Source organism: Mycobacterium montefiorense (assembly GCF_025823255.1).
Taxonomy (GTDB): domain Bacteria; phylum Actinomycetota; class Actinomycetes; order Mycobacteriales; family Mycobacteriaceae; genus Mycobacterium; species Mycobacterium montefiorense.
Genome location: NZ_JACKVL010000017.1, coordinates 1008092 through 1030676, shown reverse-complemented (window position 1 = coordinate 1030676; position 22585 = coordinate 1008092). Strand labels below are relative to the sequence as shown.

Annotated in this window: 21 protein-coding genes and 2 tRNA genes; 14 read left to right on the top strand and 9 right to left on the bottom strand. The window is 64.4% G+C overall.

What is annotated here, in order from left to right; translation table 11 throughout:
- Positions 1–14: 14 nt before the first annotated feature.
- The 5 genes from sigM to H7K34_RS24810 all read left to right on the top strand — a co-directional run bounded on the left by sigM (position 15) and on the right by H7K34_RS24810 (position 4251).
- Positions 15–602 carry an RNA polymerase sigma factor SigM gene (gene sigM, locus H7K34_RS24830; protein ID WP_264064623.1) on the top strand — a complete coding sequence of 196 codons (588 nt, stop codon included), beginning with the start codon at positions 15–17 and terminating at the stop codon, positions 600–602.
- 58 nt (positions 603–660) lie between these two features.
- Positions 661–1437: a hypothetical protein gene (locus tag H7K34_RS24825; protein ID WP_264064622.1), complete on the top strand. Its 777-nt coding sequence runs from the start codon at positions 661–663 to the stop codon at positions 1435–1437.
- A 93-nt stretch (positions 1438–1530) separates the two neighbouring features.
- The gene (gene trxB, locus H7K34_RS24820) at positions 1531–2547 is read left to right on the top strand and encodes a thioredoxin-disulfide reductase (RefSeq protein WP_264064621.1); all 1017 of its coding nucleotides are present in this window, start codon (positions 1531–1533) and stop codon (positions 2545–2547) included.
- Positions 2544–2897 carry a thioredoxin gene (trxA, locus tag H7K34_RS24815; RefSeq protein WP_264064620.1) on the top strand — a complete coding sequence of 118 codons (354 nt, stop codon included), beginning with the start codon at positions 2544–2546 and terminating at the stop codon, positions 2895–2897. Before trxB ends, trxA begins: the two co-directional genes overlap by 4 nt.
- A 133-nt stretch (positions 2898–3030) precedes the next feature.
- The gene (locus H7K34_RS24810) at positions 3031–4251 is read left to right on the top strand and encodes an N-acetylmuramoyl-L-alanine amidase (protein ID WP_264064619.1); all 1221 of its coding nucleotides are present in this window, start codon (positions 3031–3033) and stop codon (positions 4249–4251) included.
- On the opposite strand, the gene H7K34_RS24805 is transcribed toward H7K34_RS24810, so the two are convergent.
- From H7K34_RS24805 to rpmH, 9 genes are all read right to left on the bottom strand, one after another.
- Complete coding sequence (locus H7K34_RS24805; RefSeq protein WP_108926487.1) at positions 4248–5000, bottom strand: acetyltransferase; 753 nt, start codon at positions 4998–5000, stop codon at positions 4248–4250. The genes H7K34_RS24810 and H7K34_RS24805 overlap by 4 nt on opposite strands.
- Before the next feature lie 284 nt (positions 5001–5284).
- A complete protein-coding gene (locus tag H7K34_RS24800) occupies positions 5285–6268 on the bottom strand; it encodes a ParB/RepB/Spo0J family partition protein (protein WP_108926486.1) in 984 nt (327 codons plus the stop codon).
- A gap of 23 nt (positions 6269–6291) precedes the next feature.
- The gene (locus H7K34_RS24795; protein ID WP_372510856.1) at positions 6292–7311 is read right to left on the bottom strand and encodes a ParA family protein; all 1020 of its coding nucleotides are present in this window, start codon (positions 7309–7311) and stop codon (positions 6292–6294) included.
- Positions 7308–8042: a 16S rRNA (guanine(527)-N(7))-methyltransferase RsmG gene (gene rsmG / locus H7K34_RS24790; RefSeq protein WP_372510855.1), complete on the bottom strand. Its 735-nt coding sequence runs from the start codon at positions 8040–8042 to the stop codon at positions 7308–7310. Before rsmG ends, H7K34_RS24795 begins: the two co-directional genes overlap by 4 nt.
- 60 nt (positions 8043–8102) lie before the next feature.
- On the bottom strand, positions 8103–8675 hold the full coding sequence (locus H7K34_RS24785; RefSeq protein ID WP_108926529.1) for a Jag family protein: 573 nt from the start codon (positions 8673–8675) through the stop codon (positions 8103–8105).
- A gap of 83 nt (positions 8676–8758) precedes the next feature.
- A complete protein-coding gene (yidC, locus tag H7K34_RS24780) occupies positions 8759–9850 on the bottom strand; it encodes a membrane protein insertase YidC (protein ID WP_264064865.1) in 1092 nt (363 codons plus the stop codon).
- Positions 9834–10187 carry a membrane protein insertion efficiency factor YidD gene (gene yidD, locus H7K34_RS24775; protein ID WP_372510873.1) on the bottom strand — a complete coding sequence of 118 codons (354 nt, stop codon included), beginning with the start codon at positions 10185–10187 and terminating at the stop codon, positions 9834–9836. The genes yidC and yidD overlap by 17 nt, the downstream gene beginning before the upstream one ends.
- 2 nt (positions 10188–10189) lie before the next feature.
- Complete coding sequence (rnpA, locus tag H7K34_RS24770) at positions 10190–10552, bottom strand: ribonuclease P protein component (RefSeq protein WP_264064617.1); 363 nt, start codon at positions 10550–10552, stop codon at positions 10190–10192.
- A 22-nt stretch (positions 10553–10574) separates the two neighbouring features.
- Complete coding sequence (gene rpmH / locus H7K34_RS24765) at positions 10575–10718, bottom strand: 50S ribosomal protein L34 (RefSeq protein WP_003874369.1); 144 nt, start codon at positions 10716–10718, stop codon at positions 10575–10577.
- A gap of 611 nt (positions 10719–11329) precedes the next feature.
- Here rpmH and dnaA point away from each other — a divergent pair.
- The 9 genes from dnaA to H7K34_RS24720 all read left to right on the top strand — a co-directional run bounded on the left by dnaA (position 11330) and on the right by H7K34_RS24720 (position 22540).
- Positions 11330–12853, top strand: coding sequence for a chromosomal replication initiator protein DnaA (dnaA, locus tag H7K34_RS24760; RefSeq protein ID WP_264064616.1), 1524 nt, complete (start codon positions 11330–11332; stop codon positions 12851–12853).
- A 529-nt stretch (positions 12854–13382) separates the two neighbouring features.
- The gene (gene dnaN / locus H7K34_RS24755; RefSeq protein ID WP_264064615.1) at positions 13383–14582 is read left to right on the top strand and encodes a DNA polymerase III subunit beta; all 1200 of its coding nucleotides are present in this window, start codon (positions 13383–13385) and stop codon (positions 14580–14582) included.
- Complete coding sequence (recF, locus tag H7K34_RS24750) at positions 14583–15749, top strand: DNA replication/repair protein RecF (protein ID WP_264064614.1); 1167 nt, start codon at positions 14583–14585, stop codon at positions 15747–15749.
- The gene (locus H7K34_RS24745; RefSeq protein ID WP_264064613.1) at positions 15746–16309 is read left to right on the top strand and encodes a DUF721 family protein; all 564 of its coding nucleotides are present in this window, start codon (positions 15746–15748) and stop codon (positions 16307–16309) included. Before recF ends, H7K34_RS24745 begins: the two co-directional genes overlap by 4 nt.
- Positions 16310–16574: 265 nt before the next feature.
- Entirely contained in the window at positions 16575–18608 is a 2034-nt protein-coding gene (gene gyrB, locus H7K34_RS24740) for a DNA topoisomerase (ATP-hydrolyzing) subunit B (protein WP_264064612.1), read from the top strand.
- A gap of 40 nt (positions 18609–18648) precedes the next feature.
- Positions 18649–21168 (top strand): DNA gyrase subunit A, encoded by a 2520-nt coding sequence (gyrA, locus tag H7K34_RS24735; protein WP_264064611.1) that lies wholly within the window; start codon positions 18649–18651, stop codon positions 21166–21168.
- Between the two features lie 135 nt (positions 21169–21303).
- A complete protein-coding gene (locus tag H7K34_RS24730) occupies positions 21304–22191 on the top strand; it encodes a DUF3566 domain-containing protein (protein WP_264064610.1) in 888 nt (295 codons plus the stop codon).
- Positions 22192–22253: 62 nt separating this feature from the next.
- Positions 22254–22327, top strand: a tRNA-Ile gene (locus H7K34_RS24725).
- A gap of 140 nt (positions 22328–22467) precedes the next feature.
- A tRNA-Ala gene (locus tag H7K34_RS24720) sits at positions 22468–22540 on the top strand.
- The last annotated feature ends 45 nt before the right edge of the window (positions 22541–22585 follow it).

Below are 22585 nucleotides of genomic sequence, written 5' to 3'. Positions count from 1 at the left end.
GTTAGTGTCCGGCCGTGGGCATCGGCGGGTACATCCAGCAGGAACGCAGTGACGCCGAGCTGCTGGCCGCACACGTCGCCGGTGACCGTCACGCCTTCGGCGAGTTGTTCGTACGCCATCGACGCCAGTTGCACCGCCTGGCCCGGCTGACCACCCGCAGTCCCGAGGACGCCGAAGACGCGCTGCAGGACGCGATGCTGTCGGCGCACCGGGGTGCCGGCACGTTTCGGTACGACGCCGCGGTCGGCAGCTGGTTGCACCGGATCGTGGTCAACGCCTGCCTGGATCGGCTGCGCCGCACCAAATCCCACCGGACCGAGCCGCTCGAGGACGTCTACCCGGTGGCCGATCGCACGGCTCAGGTTGAGACCGCCATGTTGGTGCAGCATGCACTGATGCGGCTGCCCATTGAGCAGCGCGCCACGATTGTCGCGGTCGACATGCAGGGCTATTCGATCGCCGACACCGCCTTGCTGTTGGGCATCGCCGAGGGCACGGTCAAGAGCCGATGCGCCCGCGCCCGCGTGCGGCTTGCCCAGCTCCTCGGCTATCTGGATGCCGGCGCCCACACCACACCGGACCACCCCGCCGGTCAGCGTTAACGCCGCTCGAGCGGGCCGGGGGTCACCTTCGGTGGGGGCATGACGGACACTGGGGCGGATGGGCGAAGCGGAAAACCAACCCTCGGATCACGATCCGGATGATCGGAATGCGGGAGCAGACGCTGCGCCGACGGTCGAAGCGCTCGCCGACCTTCAGGCCGGTCTGCTGGACGACGACGCCGCCGCCCGGCTGCGCCGGCAAGTTCGCGAAGACCCGGACGCCGCAGGGGCCCTGCACGCTTTGAACCAGGTGCGCCGCGATGTCGCAGCCGCCGGTGCGGATCCGGAATCGGCACCCGAACCGCCGGCCGAGGTGACCACCCGGATCGCCGCGGCGCTGCGGTCGGCGGGTCCGGCCGGCTCGCCGAGCGTGCCCGCCCACTCCGCGCGCCCGCGCATCCGCCCGGCCCGGGTTGTCGCCGGTGCGGCCGGGGTCGCCGCGGTGCTCGCCGCGATCGGTTTCGGCACGGCCGCACTGCTCAACGCCCCCACACCCACGCCGAGCACACCGACCACCGCCGAACACATCACGGTGTCGACACCGCCCATGGCGATCCCGCTGTCCGCGGCCGAGATCGTCGGCCTGCTGCACCGCCCTCCCGATTACGGCCCGCTCGGTGAACCGGCCCGGCGCGCGTCCTGCCTCGGCGGTCTCGGCTATCCCGCGTCCACGCAGGTACTCGGCGCGCGGCCGATCGAGATCAACGCCCGACCCGGCGTGCTGCTGGTGCTTCCCGCCGACACTGCAGCCGACCTGGCGGTCTTTGCGGTGGCGCTGAACTGCAGTGCCGCCGACACCGGCCTGTTAGCCAGCACTCAAGTCCCCCGGCCTTAAGGTGGTGCCACGTGTTGCGCGACACCACCGGGAACACCCACGCCTACGCTGGCGTTCGACACGATTGAAGAAATCTGTATCTGAAAGGCTCGTATGACCGACTCCGCTCATGACACAGTCCACGACGTCATCGTCATCGGTTCCGGTCCGGCTGGGTACACGGCAGCCCTCTACGCGGCGCGCGCTCAGCTGGCACCGCTGGTCTTCGAAGGGACCTCCTTCGGTGGTGCGCTGATGACCACGACCGAGGTGGAGAACTACCCCGGCTTTCGCGACGGCATCACCGGCCCGGAGCTGATGGACCAGATGCGCGAGCAGGCGTTGCGCTTCGGGGCGGACCTGCGGATGGAAGACGTCGAGTCGGTTTCGCTGGACGGCCCGATCAAGTCGGTCGTCACGGCCGAAGGAGAGACCTTCAAAGCTCGGGCCGTGATCTTGGCGATGGGTGCCGCGGCACGTTACCTGCAGGTGCCCGGAGAGCAGGAGTTGCTGGGCCGCGGGGTGAGCGCGTGTGCCACCTGCGACGGGTTCTTCTTCCGCGACCAGGACATCGCCGTAATCGGCGGCGGTGACTCGGCGATGGAAGAGGCGACGTTCCTGACCCGATTTGCCCGTAGCGTGACGCTCGTGCACCGCCGCGACGAGTTCCGCGCGTCGAAGATCATGCTGAACCGGGCCCGGACCAACGACAAGATCAAATTCATGACCAACCAAACCGTGGTCGCGGTAGACGGCGAGTCGACTGTGACCGGATTACGGTTGCGGGACAACGTAACTGGCGAAGAAACCACGTTGCCGGTGACGGGGGTGTTCGTGGCGATCGGTCACGAACCGCGGTCGGCTCTGGTGCGCGATGCCATCGATGTGGACGCGGACGGGTACGTACTTGTCAAGGGCCGCACCACAAGTACCGCGCTGGAGGGTGTCTTCGCGGCCGGCGATCTGGTCGACCACACCTACCGCCAAGCGGTCACCGCCGCGGGCAGTGGCTGTGCCGCAGCCATTGACGCCGAGCGATGGCTGGCCGACCAGGAAGATTCGGAAGTCGCCGGCACAAAGCCGGCGACTGGAAATGCGGACGATATTGATTTGATTGGAGCACCACGATGAGCGATGCCGAAAAAGCCGGGGCCACAAAGGAAGTCTCTGATGCTTCCTTCTTCGCAGATGTGTTGTCCAGCGATAAGCCTGTGCTGGTTGACTTCTGGGCGACGTGGTGCGGACCATGCAAGATGGTCGCGCCCGTTCTCGAGGAGATCGCGGCCGAGCGTTCGGAACAACTGACCGTCGCCAAGCTTGACGTGGACGCAAATCCTGAGACGGCGCGCGACTTCCAGGTGGTGTCGATCCCCACGATGATCCTGTTCAAGGACGGCCAGCCGGTGAAGCGGATCGTCGGCGCAAAGGGTAAGGCCGCGCTGCTGCGTGAGCTTTCCGACGCGGTTCCCAACCTCACCTGACGGCATCCGGCGCTTTGCGGCAATGCCTCGCCGTTTAGCCTGGCGTTTTCCCGAAATTGAGAAGGATCTGCGACAATACCGGTTAGCTGTAGTGCGTTTGTGAGCCTGTCAGTTGTCCCGGAGGGCCCTTGGTATGTCGAGTCCGCGCCGCGAATACGGCGACGTGCTGCGCTGTGGTGACCGCAGCGCAGCTGTGACCGAGATCCGGGCCTCGCTGGCTGCACTAGGGCTTCTCGACAACGCCGAAGAAGACTTGACCACGGGCCGGCATGTGGCCCTTGAGGTTTTCGATGCCCAGCTCGACCAGGCGGTACGTGCCTTCCAGCAGCATCGTGGCCTACTGGTCGACGGCATCGTCGGCGAGGCCACCTACCGCGCGCTCAAAGAAGCGTCCTATCGCCTCGGCGCACGCACGCTGTACCACCAATTCGGCGCACCTCTTTACGGCGACGATGTTGCGACATTGCAGGCCCGGCTCCAGGACCTCGGTTTCTACACGGGATTGGTCGACGGACATTTCGGCTTGCAGACGCACAACGCGTTGATGTCGTACCAGCGCGAGTACGGGATGTCCGCCGACGGGATCTGTGGCCCGGAAACCTTACGCTCTTTGTACTTTCTAAGTTCGCGGGTCAGCGGTGGCTCGCCGCACGCAATCCGCGAAGAAGAACTCGTCCGTCGATCTGGCCCCCGGCTCTCGGGCAAGCGGATCATCATCGATCCAGGCCGCGGCGGCGACGACCGCGGCCTGATAGCACCGAGCCCGGCCGGCCCGGTCAGCGAAGCAGATATCTTGTGGGACTTGGCCAGTCGCCTCGAGGGCCGGATGACCGCGATCGGCATGGAGACGTTCCTGTCCCGGCCAACCAACCGCAGCCCCTCGGACGCCGAGCGTGCCGCGACAGCTAACAACGTGGGCGCGGACCTGATGATCAGCCTGCGCTGCGAAGCTCAGGTCAGCCCTTCAGCCAACGGCGTGGCCTCGTTCCACTTCGGCAACTCGCACGGTTCGGTCTCGACGATCGGCCGTAATCTCGCCGACTTCATTCAGCGGGAAGTGGTGGCCCGCACCGGATTACGGGATTGCCGGACGCATGGCCGTACTTGGGACCTGCTGCGCTTGACGCGGATGCCCACCGTCCAGGTCGACGTCGGCTACATCACCAACGCGGGTGATCGGGACATGCTGCTCGCCACACAAGCGCGCGATGCCATCGCCGAAGGTATCCTCGCCGCGGTCAAGCGGCTCTACCTGCTCGGCAAGAATGACCGGCCCACCGGAACGTTCACGTTCGCCGAACTGCGTGCTCACGAACTGTCGGTGGAGCGGACCACCCGACTCGGCGGCGCTTAACCGTTCTGCTTGTTCTGCAACACATTTCCCGACGCCGATCCAGCCCCGACTGGCTGCTGCAGCTGAGCGTTCGCCAGCAGGCGCTCCAAGGCCGCCTCCACTTCCGCCTTCCACCCCAGCCCCTTGTCCAGCTCGAGGCGTAGTCGCGGGAAGTACGAATGCGGCGCCACCACAACGAATCCCACATCTTTCAAGAATTCCGCGTCGATGATGCAGCGCTCCACCGAGCAATCCCCGAGGGATTCCAGCACCGGGCGCACATCGGGATCGACCAGTTGCGGATCCAACGCCTCCGAAGCCGCCGGCGTGCGGCCGAAGGCTTCCAGCGCGCGGACTCCGCGGCGCATCAGTTCTTCGATCACCCGGGCCAGCAGGCTGTGCGGCAAGTCGTCGGGGGCATGCCCGAGTTCGATACCCATCGATGTCAGCAGCACCGCGTCCGCAGACACCGGCGCAGTCGGAAACCGCTGCGCCCGCGGCACTGCTCCCGGCGGGGCGTACAGGACGTAGCCCAGGCATGGCGGATCGGTGTGGCTTTGCTCGTCGGGCAACGCGGTCGCGACCTGACCACACGAACCCCACTCCAGCATCACCATGGAGAGCCACGCCTCTTTTTCGAATTCCGGGTCGGCGAGATGGTCCTGGTCGCCGAGGGTCGCGGGATCGACCTCCCAGAAGACGCAGCGACGCGCGTGTTTGGGAAGCTGCTCGAAGGCTTCGAGCCGCAGGGGCGTGATTCGAGCGGACACTAGCCTCCTGGCTTCCATGCGTATCGCAGCCCGTCGCCGCTAGCCCGGCTGGCCCCGGGCTGACGTGGCCAACAACCCCTCCAGGATAGGAGAGTTTGTCGTTCTCGGGCCAGTGTTGGCCCTGCCACGCCGAGGCGTGCGCCCGGCCGCCCCGCAGCGCGGCGCGAAAGTGTGCCGAATTTCGAAAAGTCTTGATGCACAACGGATCTCCGCGCCCACGTAGGTCAAATGCGGACCAAAAACCCGCGGTGTGTCACAGTGACGTAATTACACGGTGTAACGGGTCATGCCTTGGGCGGGGTCATAGTGTCGATAATCCGCTGGAGATCCTCGACCGAGGCGAACTCCACCACGATCCTCCCCTTACGCTTGCCCAGGCTGACCGTCACTCGGGTGTCGAAGGCGTTCGACAGCCTATCGGCGACGTCTTGCAGGCCCGGCATCTGAATCGGCTTGCGGCGTTGCGGTGCCGGCGCCGCTGTGTCGCCGCGGTTGGCCAGCGTCACGGCCTCCTCGGTAGCGCGCACCGACAGCCCCTCGGCGACGATCCGGCTCGCCAACTCTTCCTGTGCTTCAGGCCCGGACTCCAGCGACAGCAACGCGCGGGCATGGCCGGCGGACAGCACCCCCGCCGCCACTCGGCGCTGCACGGCGATCGGCAGTTTGAGCAAGCGGATCATGTTGGTGATCAGCGGCCGCGACCGCCCGATCCGCGAGGCGAGTTCGTCGTGGGTGACCCCGAACTCGTCGAGCAACTGCTGGTATGCCGCCGCTTCTTCCAAGGGGTTCAGCTGTGCCCGATGGATGTTTTCGAGCAAGGCGTCGCGCAGTAGGTTGTCGTCGGTTGTCTCTCGCACGATGGCCGGGAGAGTGGCCAGCTGCGCCGCTTGGGCGGCCCGCCAGCGCCGCTCCCCCATCACGATCTGGTAACGCGCACCACCCGGAGCCGGGGTGACCGCTCGCACCACGATCGGCTGCAACAGACCGAACTCGCGGATCGAGTGCACCAGTTCGGCAAGCGCCTCGTCATCGAAGACCTGGCGCGGCTGGCGCGGGTTGGGCTCGATGTCGGATGGTGCGATCTCGCGATACACCGCGCCCATTTCGTTGACTCCGGGCGCGGGCCCACCGATCAGCACATCAGCGGCCGCGTCCCCCATCCGGGGGCCCAGCGTCGCGGGCCCCGAGTCACCCTCGGCGGGGCCGGTGGGAATCAGCGAAGCCAGGCCCCGGCCGAGGCCGCCCTTCTTGCGTGACGGCTGCGTCATTGTCGTCCCTTCACGGATGGTGATTAGTCACGCTGCGCGAGTTCGCGGCTCGCGTCGAGATAGCTCATCGCCCCGCGCGAACCGGGGTCGTAATCGATGATGGTCATGCTGTAGCCGGGCGCTTCCGACACTTTGACGCTGCGCGGGATGACGGTGCGCAACACCTTGTCGCCGAAGTACCGGCGTACCTCCTCGGCGACCTGATCGGCAAGCTTGGTCCGGCCGTCGTACATCGTCAGAACCACCGTCGTCACATCGAGCTGAGGGTTGAGATGCGCCTTCACCATCTCGATGTTCCGCATCAGCTGCGACACACCTTCCAATGCGTAGTACTCGCACTGGATCGGGATCAATACCTCGGGCGCGGCCACCAGCGCATTGATGGTCAGCAGCCCCAGCGACGGTGGGCAATCCACGAAGACGTAATCGAAGTCGAAGCGCTCGAGCTCCGCCAGGGCGGTACGCAATCGATTCTCGCGTGCCACCATACTGACCAACTCGATCTCGGCACCCGCCAAATCGATGGTTGCCGGAACGCAGAACAGGCGGTCGCTGTGCGGGCTGCGGCGCAGCGCGGAATCCAGCGTCTCTTCACCGAGCAGCACTTCGTACGACGAGGGTGTGCCGGCCGGCCGGTCAGTGATGCCGAGCGCCGTGCTCGCATTGCCCTGTGGGTCGAGATCGATGACGAGCGTCTTGAGTCCCTGCAGTGCGAGTGCCGCAGCGAGGTTGACCGCGGTGGTCGTCTTGCCGACTCCGCCCTTTTGGTTTGCGACGGTAAAAACCCGCCGGTGTCGCGGCCTGCGCAGCGGGGGGTACGTGGTGTGCAGCACCCGCATGGCGCGTTCTGCCGCGGCGCCGATCGGGGTGTCGAACTCATTCGATGTTTCACGTGAAACATCCGCGGCGGTTTCACTCGGCGACTCGTCCGCGAGTGGTACCGACTCTTCCGGCGTCAGTGGCGGCGCGACAGGCGCCGCCACTGGATTGGTCTGCTGCACGCTGGGACCCGAGCCACCGAATCGATCTTGGGGAGAGCTCATCGCTTTCTCCTGTCCGCCCTTGGAGCCGACCCGCGACGCGACCGTGCTGCGCACTGCGCTACCACCACGGTTGCGGGCGGACGCAAATAGCTCGCGCCACATGTCACCACCCTGACATTCACTGCACCCAACGCAGCCATCCCACGCCGGTGCTGTTCGACTTCCTCGGGAGCACGCTCCCCCTTGATCGCAATCATCCGTCCGCCCGGTCGTAGCAACGGCATGCTCCACTTCGTCAACTTGTCCAACGCTGCAACAGCTCGCGACACCGCGGCGCCTCTCTCGCCAAACCGTCTGCGTACCTCAGGCTCTTCGGCGCGGCCGCGGACGACTTCGACGGTTAACCCTAGTTCCGTAACGACCTCTTTGAGAAACTCGCTGCGGCGCAACAGTGGCTCGAGGAGGGCGACCTCCAGATCGGGCCGTGCGATCGCGAGCGGTATCCCCGGCAACCCCGCCCCGCTTCCGATATCGACGATCCGCTCACCGTGCTCCAGCACCTCGGCAACCGCTGCACTATTTAATAGGTGGCGCTCCCAGATGCGGTCGACCTCGCGTGGACCCAGGAGTCCGCGCTCCACTCCAGCCGTCGCCAGCGTTTCCGCGTACTGCTCCGCGACCGCAAGCCGTGCTCCGAAGATTTGGGCCGCCGCGGTGGGCGCCGACCCGGCGCCCATGGTGCCGGATGCTTCCGCCCCGCCCAAGCCGCCGACATGTTTCACGTGAAACATTCCTCCGGTCTTCGGACCTACAGGGCGGGATGAACTACACCGATATAACCCGGTCCCCGACTAGTCGTGCAGGACGACAACGCGGCGAGACGGCTCAACACCTTCGCTCTCGCTGTGCACTCCGTCTACTGCCGCGACGGCGTCGTGGACGATCTTGCGCTCGAACGGCGTCATCGGCTTGAGCTCTTCGCGCTCGCCACTCTCCAACACGCGCCGCGCCACCTTGTCGCCCAACGCAGCCAGTTCCTCGCGCCGACGGCGGCGCCAACTCGCGACGTCCAGCATCAGCCGGCTACGCACGCCGGTCTTCTGATGCACCGCCAGTCGGGTCAGCTCCTGCAGCGCGTCGAGCACCTCACCGCCGCGGCCAACCAACTTGGTTAAGTCGTCGCTGCCGTCAATGCTGACGATCGCCCGATTGCCTTCGACGTCCAGGTCGATGTCGCCGTCGAAGTCCAACAGATCCAGTAGCTCTTCCAGATAGTCGCCGGCGATCTCTCCTTCGGCGACCAACCGCTCCTCGAGGTCCTCGCCCTCGGGGGCACCGGCCTCTGTTGTCGCCGTCTCCTCGGCCTCATCCTCGACCGCCACTGGAGTTTCCAGGTCACGTTCGGTGGTGTCAGCGTCCGTCATTTCTTCTCCCTCATCCATGGGTCCGTCCCTGTCTCATTCGGGTCACTCTCCGGAGACGGCCCGGTAAAGCTGTGGCGCCTTTGTCAGCGCTTCCGTTTCTTCGGTCGAGCACCCGGTCTCGGTGTGCGGGTGCCCGGACCATTCGAGCCTCCGGTCGTGTCCGGCGTGGCGTCCTCGCCCCCGTCGCCGTCCGCTTCCGTCACCGACTCGATGTCATCGCCAGCCGTCGACGAGCCGTTGTCACTCGCCGGTGTTGCCTTGCGCTTCGGCTTGGCTCCCGGCTGCGGCGCATTGGCCGCCCGCCGCTGAAGCACTTCCTGTTTCTTGGCCTCGTCCTCTTTCTCAATCATGTTGAAGACGTAGTGCTGCTGACCGAAGGTCCAGATGTTGTTCGCGAACCAGTACAAGATGATCGCCAGCGGCAGGAAAGGGCCGCCGACGACCACTCCCAATGGAAAGACGTACAAGGCCAGTTTGTTCATCATCGCGGTCTGCGGATTGGCTGCGGCTTCCGCGCTCTGCCGGGCGACCGATGCACGACTGTTGAAGTAGGTCGCGACGCCCGCCAAGATCATCACCGGAGCGCCGACCAGGATGACCGACGGGCGGCTGAAGTCGATGAAGGCGTCCAGACCGGTGCGCTGCGCCATGGACGCACCGATTGGCGCGCCAAACAGATTCGCGTCCAGGAAGTGCCCGACGTCCGTCGGGCTGAACATGTAGTTGCCCGTCAATCGATTTTGGAAGACCGACATCTGTAGCTGCCCGAAGCCGCCCGTAGTGCGGTTGAACGAACGCAACACGTGATAGAGCCCGAGGAAGACCGGGATCTGGGCGAGCATCGGCAGGCAGCCCAGGATCGGATTGAACCCGTGCTCGCGTTGCAGCTTTTGCATCTCGAGCGCCATCCGCTGACGGTCCTTGCCGTACTTCTTCTGCAGCGCCTTGATCTGTGGCTGCAATTCCTGCATCTGCCGGGTGGTGCGGATCTGGCGCACGAACGGCTTGTAGAGCAGCGCGCGCAACGTGAACACGAGGAACATCACCGACAGCGCCCAGGCGAAAAAGTTGGACGGCCCCAGCATCGAGGCGAACAGCTTGTACCAGAGCCACATGATCCACGACACCGGGTAGTAGACGAAGTCGAGGCTGAACACATCAAACAAAAGATTCACTCTCCCCTCGCGGCGCCGGGGCATCCCCGGTGTCGCTGGTGTCTTCGAAGTCCATCCGGCAACCCCGGTGTTCTAAGGTGCGCTCCGGTATCGGATCCCATCCTCCCCGATGCCATGGTCCACACTTGACGAGTCTGGCTGCCGCCAGCCAACTCCCCCGAATCAACCCGTACTCGGTGAGGGCATCGACGGCGTACTGGCTGCAGGTCGGCATGAAGCGACACGTCGCCGGGCGCAGCGGCGAGACCATATGGCGGTACAGCTGAATCAGGAAAACCAGTCCGCGCGCAACGGTCCTGCCCGCACCGCCCACTCTCACGCACGCCGGCGCCGTCAAAGTCAACGGTCCGTTCCGGCTCGTTCGAAGGCGCGCCGCAAACCTTTGCGTAGCTCCTGCTCCAACCATGCCGACGACACCTGCCGGCTACTCGGCAGCGCCCGGATGACCACCTGGTCGCATTGATGGAGATCGGTGAGCATGCCCCGCACGGCATTGCGAAGGCGGCGCGAGACCCTATGCCGGTCAACCGCTGAGCCAACCGATTTGGCGACGATCAACCCGACCCGAGGCCCATTGCCCACTTCGCCATTACTTCCCCGGCGAACATGCACGACGAGGTCGGGCTGCGCCGTGCGCATCCCATATTTCACAGTCGCGTCGAATTCCCGTGACCGCCTCATGCGGTTGCGCGCAGGAAGCACCGCCACAAGCCTGCCGGTCAGATCAGGCAGATAGCGCGCGGCGGCCCTTGCGGCGGCGGCCAGACACGATGGCACGTCCGGCGCGGGTACGCATCCGCAGACGGAAGCCATGCACTCGGGCTCGGCGCCGGTTGTTCGGCTGGAAGGTCCGCTTCCCCTTGGCCACGGCGTTCTCCTCGTTCTGTTTCGCTAGAAGCCTTCCCAGCCATCCGGCCGCTCACGTTTGACTCAGCTCGAATGCTTCGTGATTCGGTCGAAAAGTGGTCTTGCTGCTGGCCGGCGCGGTCCCCGGGGGCATAATTCCTGGGTCGCAGCCGTATCGCCGACTTTCGGGCGACTGTATGAGGGTACTGACGAGCGTTCGCCGGGTCAAACCTAGCCTGCCCCAACGGACCAAGTAACACCCGACATGAAATCTTTAGTTGCCGACGGCCCCGACCAGCACACCTTCGTCGGCAAGTCGCGACACGCCCCAGCAGACCCTAAAGAACCCGATTGGAATGCAACAGAACTGTTGGCAGCCACACGGAAAACTGTTAGCTTCGGGCAATGCCGTTTCAGACTGGAGCGGCGCTCGACAACGAAGCATGATGGCGGATCTACTAGCTGTGCAGGCGACCTAGCCGGGATTGTCTCCAGCCCGCAGATCGCGAGCCGTCGCCGGTAGGTTGCGGCCCGCATACGCCTATCCTGTCCACACCTGTGTATAACTATGTGGACAGTTGCTTTGTCGGCAAGCGTGATTGCACCTCAACGTCGGACCAGGGAGATGCGTCGTTGACCGATGACTCCGGTTCTGGTTTCACGACAGTGTGGAATGCGGTCGTCTCCGAGCTCAACGGCGATCCCGACGAAGACGGTGGTACCGGTAATCGCACGGCTCTTGCTACTCCGCTGACTCCGCAACAACGAGCATGGCTGAATCTCGTGCAGCCACTCACCATCGTCGAGGGCTTCGCCTTGTTGTCGGTGCCGAGTAGCTTTGTGCAAAACGAGATCGAGCGTCACCTGCGCACCCCGATCACCGATGCGTTGAGCCGACGGCTCGGACAACAAGTCCAACTCGGAGTGCGAATCGCGCCGCCGTCCGACGACGCCGACGACACCCCGTTTCCGCAAGGGGATACCTTCACCGACGACATCGACGTCGCAGCGTCAACTGACGCCGATGAGACTGACGAAAACGGTGAGGTCGTCGGCATCGAGCAAAGTTGGCCCAACTACTTCGCCGAGCGCCCGCACAGCACCGATGCGGTGGCCGCCGCAGGCGGCACCAGCCTGAACCGACGCTACACCTTCGAGACTTTCGTCATCGGTGCTTCCAATCGGTTCGCGCACGCCGCCGCCCTCGCTATCGCCGAAGCGCCGGCGCGCGCCTACAACCCGCTTTTCATCTGGGGCGAGTCCGGACTGGGGAAGACCCACTTGTTGCACGCCACAGGCAATTACGCGCAGCGGCTGTTCCCGGGCATGCGCGTCAAATACGTGTCGACCGAGGAATTCACCAACGACTTCATCAACTCGCTGCGCGACGATCGCAAGGTCGCGTTCAAGCGCAGCTACCGCGACGTCGATGTGCTGCTGGTCGATGACATTCAGTTCATCGAGGGTAAGGAAGGCATCCAGGAAGAGTTCTTCCACACCTTCAACACGTTGCACAACGCCAACAAGCAGATCGTCATCTCATCAGACCGGCCGCCAAAACAACTCGCCACCTTGGAAGACCGGCTGCGAACACGGTTCGAATGGGGCCTGATCACCGATGTGCAGCCACCCGAACTGGAAACCCGCATCGCGATTCTGCGCAAGAAAGCTCAGATGGAGCGGCTCGCGGTTCCCGACGACGTACTCGAGCTCATCGCCAGCAGCATCGAGCGCAACATCCGTGAGCTCGAAGGAGCTCTGATCCGGGTCACCGCATTCGCCTCGCTGAACAAGACGCCGATCGACAAGTCGCTAGCCGAGATTGTGCTGCGCGACCTGATCGCCGATGCGAGCACGATGCAAATCAGCGGGGCGACCATCATGGCCGCCACCGCCGAATACTTCGACACCACCGTCGAGGAATTACGCGGGCCGGGTAAGACCCGAGCACTGGCTCAGTCCCGCCAGATCGCGATGTATCTGTGCCGCGAGCTCACCGACCTGTCACTGCCCAAGATCGGCCAGGCGTTCGGTCGCGACCACACCACGGTCATGTACGCGCAGCGAAAGATTTTGTCCGAGATGGCCGAGCGGCGTGAGGTATTCGATCACGTCAAAGAACTCACCACTCGCATCCGTCAGCGCTCCAAGCGCTGATTCGGACCACCGCGCGTCAAACTTTTTTCAAAAAACTTCTCACACGTTTGTCACTCCAGCCACAGCCGCGCGATGTGCGCAGCGTTGTGTACAAACGTGCCAAACAACAGTGAAGCAATCGGCCTTCAAGTGCACGCCGCTAGCCCATCCCCAGTGGGTCAACATCGGCTGCACAGTTATCAAGCCTGTCATCCACAAGCCGATCGCTGCGCTAGCTGCACCGGCACCCACTTGTCCCCAGAATGCACAGGCCTTAATACTGGTACTGAGATCTCTTCGTCGTTTCTTCTTTGAAGAACAGGCTTGGGGACGTCTCGTTACACAGCGCGCACCGTGCTCTCGACCACTCGGCTTGTCGGCCTTTGCGATTAGCTTTCAAGATGGGCGCGGAAGCTCTACGGTTGTGATTCGACTCCCGTTGTGGACGTCGTGGCGCATGCCGACCATCGGCGTTCGTTGCGGGGCGTCACGCTAGCGGGGCTGGAACGCTAGCTGCCGGATTCGATCTTTGGGCAGGTGAAGGGACGCTATGGACGTGGCGACGACAAGTGCTGGCCTCACCGACCTGAAGTTTCGCCTGGTCCGGGAATCTTTTGCCGAAGCGGTGTCGTGGGTTGCGAAGAACCTGCCGAGCCGGCCGGCGGTGCCTGTGCTTTCCGGCGTGCTGTTGACCGGCTCGGACGAAGGCCTGACCATCTCGGGATTCGATTACGAGGTTTCCGCCGAAGCACAGGTTGCGGCCGAAATAGCTTCTCCGGGAAGCGTTTTGGTGTCAGGAAGGCTGTTATCTGACATCACCCGGGCGTTGCCCGACAAGCCTGTCGACTTTTACGTCGATGGCAATCGGGTCGCGCTAACCTGCGGAAGCGCGAAGTTCTCGCTGCCGACGATGGCAGTCGAGGATTACCCGACGCTGCCGTCGCTGCCGGAAGAAACCGGAAGCCTGCCGTCGGATTTGTTCGCCGAAGCGATCGGCCAGGTCGCGATTGCCGCCGGCCGGGACGACACCCTGCCGATGCTGACCGGCATCCGGGTTGAGATCTCGGGCGAGAAGGTGGTTTTGGCGGCGACCGACAGATTCCGTCTGGCAGTTCGTGAGCTGACGTGGTCAGCGCTGTCGCCCGACATCGAAGCGGCTGTACTGGTGCCGGCCAAGACGCTGGCCGAGGCCGCCAAGACCGGCACGGACGGTGCCGATGTCCGGTTGTCGTTGGGCGCTGGCAGCGGAGTCGGAAAAGATGGGCTGCTTGGTATCAGCGGGAACGGCAAACGGAGCACCACACGACTGCTAGACGCCGAATTCCCGAAGTTCCGCCAGCTATTGCCCGCCGAGCACACCGCGGTCGCGACCATCAACGTCGCTGAGTTGACCGAAGCCATCAAGCTGGTTGCGTTGGTGGCGGACCGGGGTGCGCAGGTACGCATGGAATTCGCCGAGGGCGTGCTGCGGCTTTCGGCCGGTGCCGACGATGTCGGCCGGGCCGAGGAAGAGCTTGCCGTCGACTTCGCCGGCGAGCCGTTGACCATCGCGTTCAACCCGACTTATCTGACCGACGGGCTCAGCTCGGTGAAGGCGGATCGGGTGTCGTTCGGTTTCACTACCCCAGGTAAGCCGGCGTTGCTGCGCCCGGCGTTCGATGCCGATAGTCATCCGACGGGGTCCGGGCCGTTCTCCGCGTTGCCCACGGATTACGTCTACCTGTTGATGCCAGTTCGGTTGCCGGGTTAGGTGTACGTCCGGCATTTGGGGCTGCGTGATTTCCGGTCCTGGGCACACGCCGCCCTTGAGCTCGAACCGGGCCGGACGGTGTTCGTCGGTCCGAACGGCTTTGGAAAGACGAATTTGGTTGAGGCACTGTGGTATTCGACCACCTTGGGTTCACATCGGGTTGGGACGGATGTGCCGTTGATCCGAGCGGGTGCCGACCGCGCGGTTGTTTCCACGATCGTGGTCAACGACGGCCGGGAATGCGCGATCGATTTGGAGATTGCCGCGGGACGGGCGAACAAGGCTCGGCTGAACCGTTCGCCGGTGCGCAGCACGCGCGAGGTGATTGGGGTATTGCGCGCGGTGCTCTTTGCTCCCGAAGACCTGGCCTTGGTTCGCGGGGATCCGGCGGACCGGCGCCGCTATCTCGACGAGTTGGCCACCGTGCGTCGCCCGGTACTCGCCGCCCTACGGGCGGACTACGACAAAGTGCTGCGGCAGCGCACGGCATTGTTGAAATCGGTAGCCGGGTCGCGGTATCGAGGTGATCACGGCGCGCTGAAAACCCTCGACGTGTGGGACAGCAGGTTGGCGGAGCACGGCGCCGAATTGATGGCCGCCCGTATCGATTTGGTGAATCAGTTGGCACCGGAAGTGGAAAAGGCCTACCAATTGTTGGCGCCGGCCTCGCGGCCGGCGGCTATCAATTACAAAACGAGTGTCGACGGCCTGGGTGTCGACGGCGGGGGTGACGGCGGGGGTAGCGACCGCGAATTTTTGGAGGCCGCACTGCTGTCCGGGTTGGCGGCCCGGCGTAATGCCGAATTGGAACGCGGCGTGTGTCTAGTCGGCCCGCATCGCGATGATTTGGAGTTGCGTCTCGGCGATCAACCCGCCAAAGGCTTTGCGAGCCATGGGGAATCGTGGTCTTTTGCGATCGCGCTACGACTGGCCGCGTATGAGTTGCTGCGCGCGGACGGCAGCGAACCGGTGTTGTTGCTCGACGACGTGTTCGCCGAACTGGACGCCGCCCGCCGCAAGGCCCTGGCGGCGGTCGCGGAATCCGCGGAACAGGTGTTGGTAACCGCGGCGGTGCTGGAAGATATCCCCGCGGGCTGGGACGCTAGGCGGGTGCACATCGACTTGCAAGATGATGAGGCCGGACAAGTCTCGGTGATGCAAGCATGACCGGCACCGAGGACGAGCAGCCCGTCCAAAGCACCGAACAACCGAGTGACCTCAGCGGTATCGACCTGGTGCGGCGCACCCTCGAGGAGGCTCGCGCGGCGGCGCGAGCCCAGGGCAAAGATGCCGGGCGTGGGCGTGCAAGCAATCCCGTTGCGCGCCGTGTTGGCGGGCAACGGCGAAGCTGGTCGGGTCCTGGCCCCGACGTGCGCGATCCGCAACCGATGGGCAGGGTCGCGCGCGAGCTGGCGAAGAAGCGTGGTTGGTCGGGCCGCGTCGCGGAAGGCACCGTGCTCGGCCACTGGACGGCCGTCGTCGGCCACCAGATTGCCGATCACGCGACCCCGACCGCCCTCAACGAGGGGGTGCTCAGCGTGGCGGCCGAATCCACCGCCTGGGCCACGCAGCTGCGGATGATCCAGGCTCAGTTGTTGGCCAAGATCGCCGCCTCGGTGGGCAACGGCGTGGTGACGTCGTTGAAAATCACTGGGCCGGCCGCCCCTTCCTGGCGGAAGGGGCCACGGCATATCTCCGGCCGAGGCCCGCGCGACACCTACGGCTGACACGATTGACGGGTTCATCGACGCCGGCGAACTGCCGTCAACAAGGCGTAAAGGTCGACCTCTCAGATCGGCGAGAACGAAACGGACCCCATGACGCACGTCCGGACGCGCCACCAATAGAGAAATTGAGCGCACGGCGCGTCCAGCTAGGTAGAAACGCGCCCAGAAAATCGGTCCCGACCCCCGATCACGGTAGAGTGAAGTGATGCGACTGCTGCGGTGACTGGAACCGCCCGCATGACACCCCGAGGAGAGCATTCCGACCGTGGCTGCCCAGAAGAAGAAGGCGCAAGACGAGTACGGCGCGTCAGCGATCACCGTGCTCGAAGGCCTAGAGGCCGTCCGTAAACGTCCCGGCATGTACATCGGATCTACCGGGGAGCGAGGTCTGCACCATCTGGTCTGGGAGGTGGTCGACAACTCGGTGGACGAGGCGATGGCCGGCTACGCCAACCAGGTCGACGTGCGCATCCTCGATGACGGCAGCGTCGAGGTCGCCGACAACGGTCGCGGTATCCCGGTCGCCATGCACGCCACCGGTGCCCCGACCGTGGACGTGGTGATGACGCAACTACACGCCGGCGGCAAGTTCGGCGGCGAGAACAGTGGCTACAACGTCAGTGGCGGGCTGCACGGTGTGGGTGTCTCCGTCGTCAACGCGCTTTCGCGCCGCCTTGAGGTGGACATCTCCCGGGATGGTTATGAGTGGTCGCAGTTCTATGACCGCGCGGTACCCGGAACCCTCAAACAAGGCGAGGCCACAAAGAAGACCGGAACCACGATCAGGTTCTGGGCCGACTCCGAGATCTTCGAGACCACCGAGTACGACTTCGAGACGGTGGCTCGTCGGCTGCAGGAAATGGCTTTTCTGAACAAGGGTTTGACGATCAACCTCACCGACGAGCGGGTGACCAAGGAGGAGGTCGTCGACGAGGTTGTCAGCGACACGGCCGAAGCGCCTAAATCCGCGGAAGAAAAGGCGGCCGAGTCGACGGCCTCGCAGAAGGTCAAGCGACGCACATTCCACTACCCCGGCGGCTTGGTCGACTTCGTCAAGCACATCAACCGCACCAAGAGCCCGATTCAGCAGAGCATCATCGATTTCGACGGCAAGGGCACCGGCCATGAGGTCGAGATCGCGATGCAGTGGAACGGCGGATATTCCGAGTCGGTACACACCTTCGCCAACACGATCAATACCCATGAAGGCGGCACCCACGAGGAGGGTTTCCGCAGCGCGCTGACGTCCGTGGTGAACAAGTACGCCAAAGACAAGAAGCTGCTGAAGGAAAAGGACGCCAACCTGACCGGCGACGACATCCGGGAGGGGCTTGCGGCGGTCATCTCGGTGAAGGTGGCCGAACCACAGTTCGAGGGCCAGACCAAGACCAAGTTGGGCAACACCGAAGTCAAGTCGTTCGTTCAGAAGGTCTGCAACGAACAGCTCACGCACTGGTTCGAGGCCAATCCCTCGGAAGCTAAAACCGTTGTGAACAAAGCGGTTTCCTCGGCACAAGCACGCATCGCCGCGCGCAAAGCACGAGAGTTGGTGCGCCGCAAGAGCGCGACCGATCTCGGTGGGCTACCGGGCAAGCTTGCCGACTGCCGTTCCACCGATCCGCGGCGCTCGGAACTGTATGTGGTGGAGGGAGATTCGGCCGGAGGCTCGGCCAAGAGCGGCCGCGACTCGATGTTCCAGGCGATCCTTCCGCTGCGCGGCAAGATCATCAACGTGGAAAAGGCGCGCATCGACCGCGTTCTGAAAAACACTGAAGTCCAGGCGATTATCACCGCACTGGGCACCGGGATCCACGACGAGTTCGACATCACCAAACTGCGCTATCACAAGATCGTGCTGATGGCCGACGCCGACGTGGACGGCCAGCACATCTCGACGCTGCTGTTGACGCTGTTGTTCCGGTTCATGCGGCCGCTGATCGAAAACGGACACGTGTTCTTGGCGCAGCCACCGCTGTACAAGTTGAAGTGGCAGCGCAGCGACCCGGAATTCGCCTACTCCGATCGCGAGCGCGACGGACTGCTCGAGGCAGGACTGAAGGCCGGCCGCAAGATCAACAAGGAAGACGGCATCCAGCGCTACAAGGGTCTTGGCGAAATGGATGCCAAGGAACTGTGGGAAACCACGATGGACCCGACCGTCCGGGTGTTGCGACAAATCACCCTCGACGACGCGGCCGCGGCCGACGAGTTGTTCTCGATCCTGATGGGCGAGGACGTCGATGCGCGCCGCAGCTTTATCACCCGCAATGCCAAGGATGTTCGCTTCCTAGACGTCTGACCGATCAGACGGCCACCGTTGACCGACCAACGAGGACTACATGACTGACACCACGCTGCCCCCGGGCGACGACTCCGTCGACCGGATCGAACCGGTTGACATTCAGCAGGAGATGCAGCGCAGCTACATCGACTACGCGATGAGCGTGATCGTCGGGCGCGCGCTGCCCGAGGTGCGCGACGGTCTCAAGCCGGTACACCGCCGGGTGCTCTACGCCATGTACGACTCGGGATTCCGGCCCGATCGCGGCCATGCCAAATCGGCGCGGTCCGTCGCCGAGACGATGGGCAACTACCACCCGCACGGCGACTCATCGATATACGACACGCTGGTCCGGATGGCGCAGCCGTGGTCGCTGCGCTATCCGCTCGTAGACGGTCAGGGCAACTTCGGATCGCCGGGCAATGATCCACCGGCCGCGATGCGTTACACCGAAGCGCGGCTGACGCCCCTGGCGATGGAGATGCTGCGTGAAATCGACGAGGAGACAGTCGATTTCATCCCGAACTACGACGGCCGGGTCCAGGAGCCGACGGTTCTGCCGAGCCGGTTCCCCAACCTACTGGCTAACGGTTCGGGCGGTATCGCGGTCGGCATGGCCACCAATATGCCGCCGCACAACCTGCGCGAGCTCTCCGAGGCGGTGTTCTGGTGCCTGGACAATTTCGACGCCGATGAAGAGGCCACCCTGGCCGCGGTCTGCGAGCGGGTCAAGGGACCGGACTTCCCCACCTACGGCCTGATCGTTGGATCGCAGGGCATCCACGATGCCTACACCACCGGCCGCGGTTCGATCCGGATGCGCGGTGTGGTCGAGATCGAGGAAGACTCGCGGGGCCGCACCATGCTGGTGATCACCGAGCTGCCCTATCAGGTTAACCACGACAACTTCATCACTTCCATCGCCGAGCAGGTCCGCGATGGCCGGCTCGCCGGGATCTCCAACATCGAGGACCAATCCAGCGATCGGGTGGGATTGCGGATCGTCGTCGAGGTCAAGCGCGACGCCGTCGCCAAGGTGGTGCTGAACAACCTCTACAAGCACACCCAGCTACAGACCAGCTTCGGTGCCAACATGCTGAGCATCGTCGACGGTGTGCCACGCACATTGCGGCTCGACCAGATGATTCGCCTCTACGTCGAACATCAACTCGACGTGATCATTCGGCGCACCACGTACCGACTGCGCAAAGCGAACGAACGGGCTCACATTCTGCGCGGCTTGGTCAAAGCGCTGGATGCACTGGACGAAGTCATCGCGTTGATCCGGGCGTCGGAAACCGTCGACATCGCGCGGGCCGGCCTGATCGAGTTGCTCGACATCGACGACATCCAGGCCCAGGCGATCCTCGATATGCAGCTGCGCCGGCTGGCGGCGCTGGAGCGCCAGCGCATCGTCGACGACCTGGCCAAGATCGAGGCCGAGATCGCCGACCTCGAGGACATTCTGGCCAATCCGGAGCGGCAGCGCGCGATCGTGCACGACGAGCTCGCCGAACTCGTCGAGAAGTACGGTGACGATCGGCGCACCCGCATCATCCCCGCCGACGGAGACGTCGCCGATGAGGATCTGATCGCGCGCGAAGAGGTCGTCGTCACGATTACCGAGACGGGCTACGCCAAGCGGACGAAGTCCGACCTGTACCGCAGCCAGAAGCGCGGCGGGAAGGGTGTGCAGGGCGCCGGCCTCAAACAGGACGACATCGTCGCGCACTTCTTCGTGTCGTCGACGCATGACTGGATCCTGTTCTTCACCACCCAAGGGCGGGTGTATCGGGCCAAGGCGTACGACCTGCCGGAGGCGTCCCGGACGGCGCGCGGCCAACACGTCGCCAACCTGTTGGCCTTCCAACCCGAGGAACGTATCGCCCAGGTCATCCAGATCCGCGGGTACGAGGATGCGCCCTATCTGGTGCTGGCCACCAAGAACGGTCTGGTCAAAAAGTCCAAGCTGACCGACTTCGACTCCAACCGCTCGGGTGGGATCGTCGCCGTCAACCTGCGTGATGGCGACGAGCTGGTCGGTGCCGTGCTCTGCTCGGCCGAGGAGGACCTGCTCCTGGTCTCGGCCAACGGGCAGTCCATCAGGTTCTCGGCGACCGACGAGGCGCTGCGACCGATGGGTCGGGCCACGTCCGGCGTGCAGGGCATGCGATTCAACGAGGACGACCGACTGCTGTCGCTGAATGTGGTGCAGGAAGGCATGTTCCTGCTGGTCGCCACGGCCGGCGGTTACGCCAAGCGCACCGCAATCGAGGAGTATCCGGTGCAGGGGCGCGGCGGCAAGGGAGTTCTGACCGTTCAGTACGACCGCCGTCGCGGCAGTCTGGTCGGCGCGCTGATTGTCGACGACGACAGCGAGTTGTACGCGATCACCTCGGGCGGCGGCGTCATCCGCACCCGGGCGCGCCAGGTCCGTAAGGCCGGGCGGCAGACCAAGGGCGTTCGATTGATGAACTTGGGTGAGGGCGACACACTGTTGGCCATTGCCCGCAACGCCGAGGAAAACGCCGGCGACGACATCGAGGAAATCGAAGGCGGCGAGGAGTCGGAGAGCTAGCCGCTAGGGGGGCGGGCCGACCAGTGGCCTGCCAACGGACCGCCACAGGGCGCGGGCAATTAGACTCAGCCCGACCAGAGAAATCGCGAGTGCCACCGTCCGGTCGGCCAAGGCAGCAGAGGTAAGGAGTCTCCGGTGACCTCACCGAGCGAGCCGGGTGCCCCCAAGAAGGGCGACAGCCAGATCGGGGATGTTTCGGCCGAGCGTGCCGGTGCGCACCCGCGTGGGGCCCCCAATCAGGCAGGCCGTGGCACCGAGGGCGGGGACTCGCCGCCGTGGCAGCGCGGTGCCGCCCGGGCCGCCAATCCCGCCAACCGGCAGAGCAAACCTCCGACCGAGGCGCGCCCGCAGGGCCAGCCGTCGGGTGTCGATGCCCGAGTGAACCGTTTCATCGCGGGCGGCAACACGCAGGCGGCCGGTGTGCCACCACAGCCGAAGAGCCCCGAGTTCGATTCGCCCGCCCGCGGTGACGGGCCAACGCATGACGCCTACGCCAGCGAGCTGCCGGATCTGTCCGGCGGAATCCCGAGGGGATCACAGCGTAAGACCACGCCGGAGCGCAGCTCGGAGACGTCACAATCAACCGGATCGGCTCGAGCGACCAGCACCGAACCCCGGGAGAATCGCGACAGCCTGCTCCAGGTGTCGCGGCGCAAGGGCGGCCCGGTCCGGGCCACCATGCAGATCCGCCGGATCGATCCGTGGAGCACGCTGAAGGTGTCGCTGATGCTGTCGGTGGCGCTGTTCTTCGTCTGGATGATCGCGGTGGCGTTCCTGTACCTGGTGCTCGGCGGCATGGGGGTGTGGGCCAAGCTCAACAGCAACGTTGGTGACCTGCTGAACAACACCAGCGGCAGCAGCGGAGAACTGGTGTCGAGCGGGATGATCTTCGGCGGCGCCGTGCTGATCGGCTTGGTCAACATCGTCTTGCTGACCGCCATGGCCACGATCGGCGCGTTCGTCTACAACCTGTCGACGGACTTGATCGGCGGCATCGAAGTGACGCTGGCGGATCGGGACTAGTGCAGGTTTTGGGGGTGGGGCGACGAGTGCGGTAATCTCGTCGCTCGGCCGTACGCGCGTACGGGCCTATAGCTCAGGCGGTTAGAGCGCTTCGCTGATAACGAAGAGGTCGGAGGTTCGAGTCCTCCTAGGCCCACAACCATGTGCCCATCAAGACGTTGTGTGAGACTTGCATTGCCGCTGGCACTTGATCGCCGTGGTGGCGGTGGTGGTGCGGTCACAACGCGGGGTCGAGGTCTGGCACGTGGCAGCAGTTGATCCCGCACCCGTTGGCGAGGGGCCTTAGCTCAGTTGGTAGAGCACTGCCTTTGCAAGGCAGGTGTCAGGGGTTCGATTCCCCTAGGCTCCACAAATCAGAATGGCGAACTGCCCAATTGCTGACTCCCCCATAGTC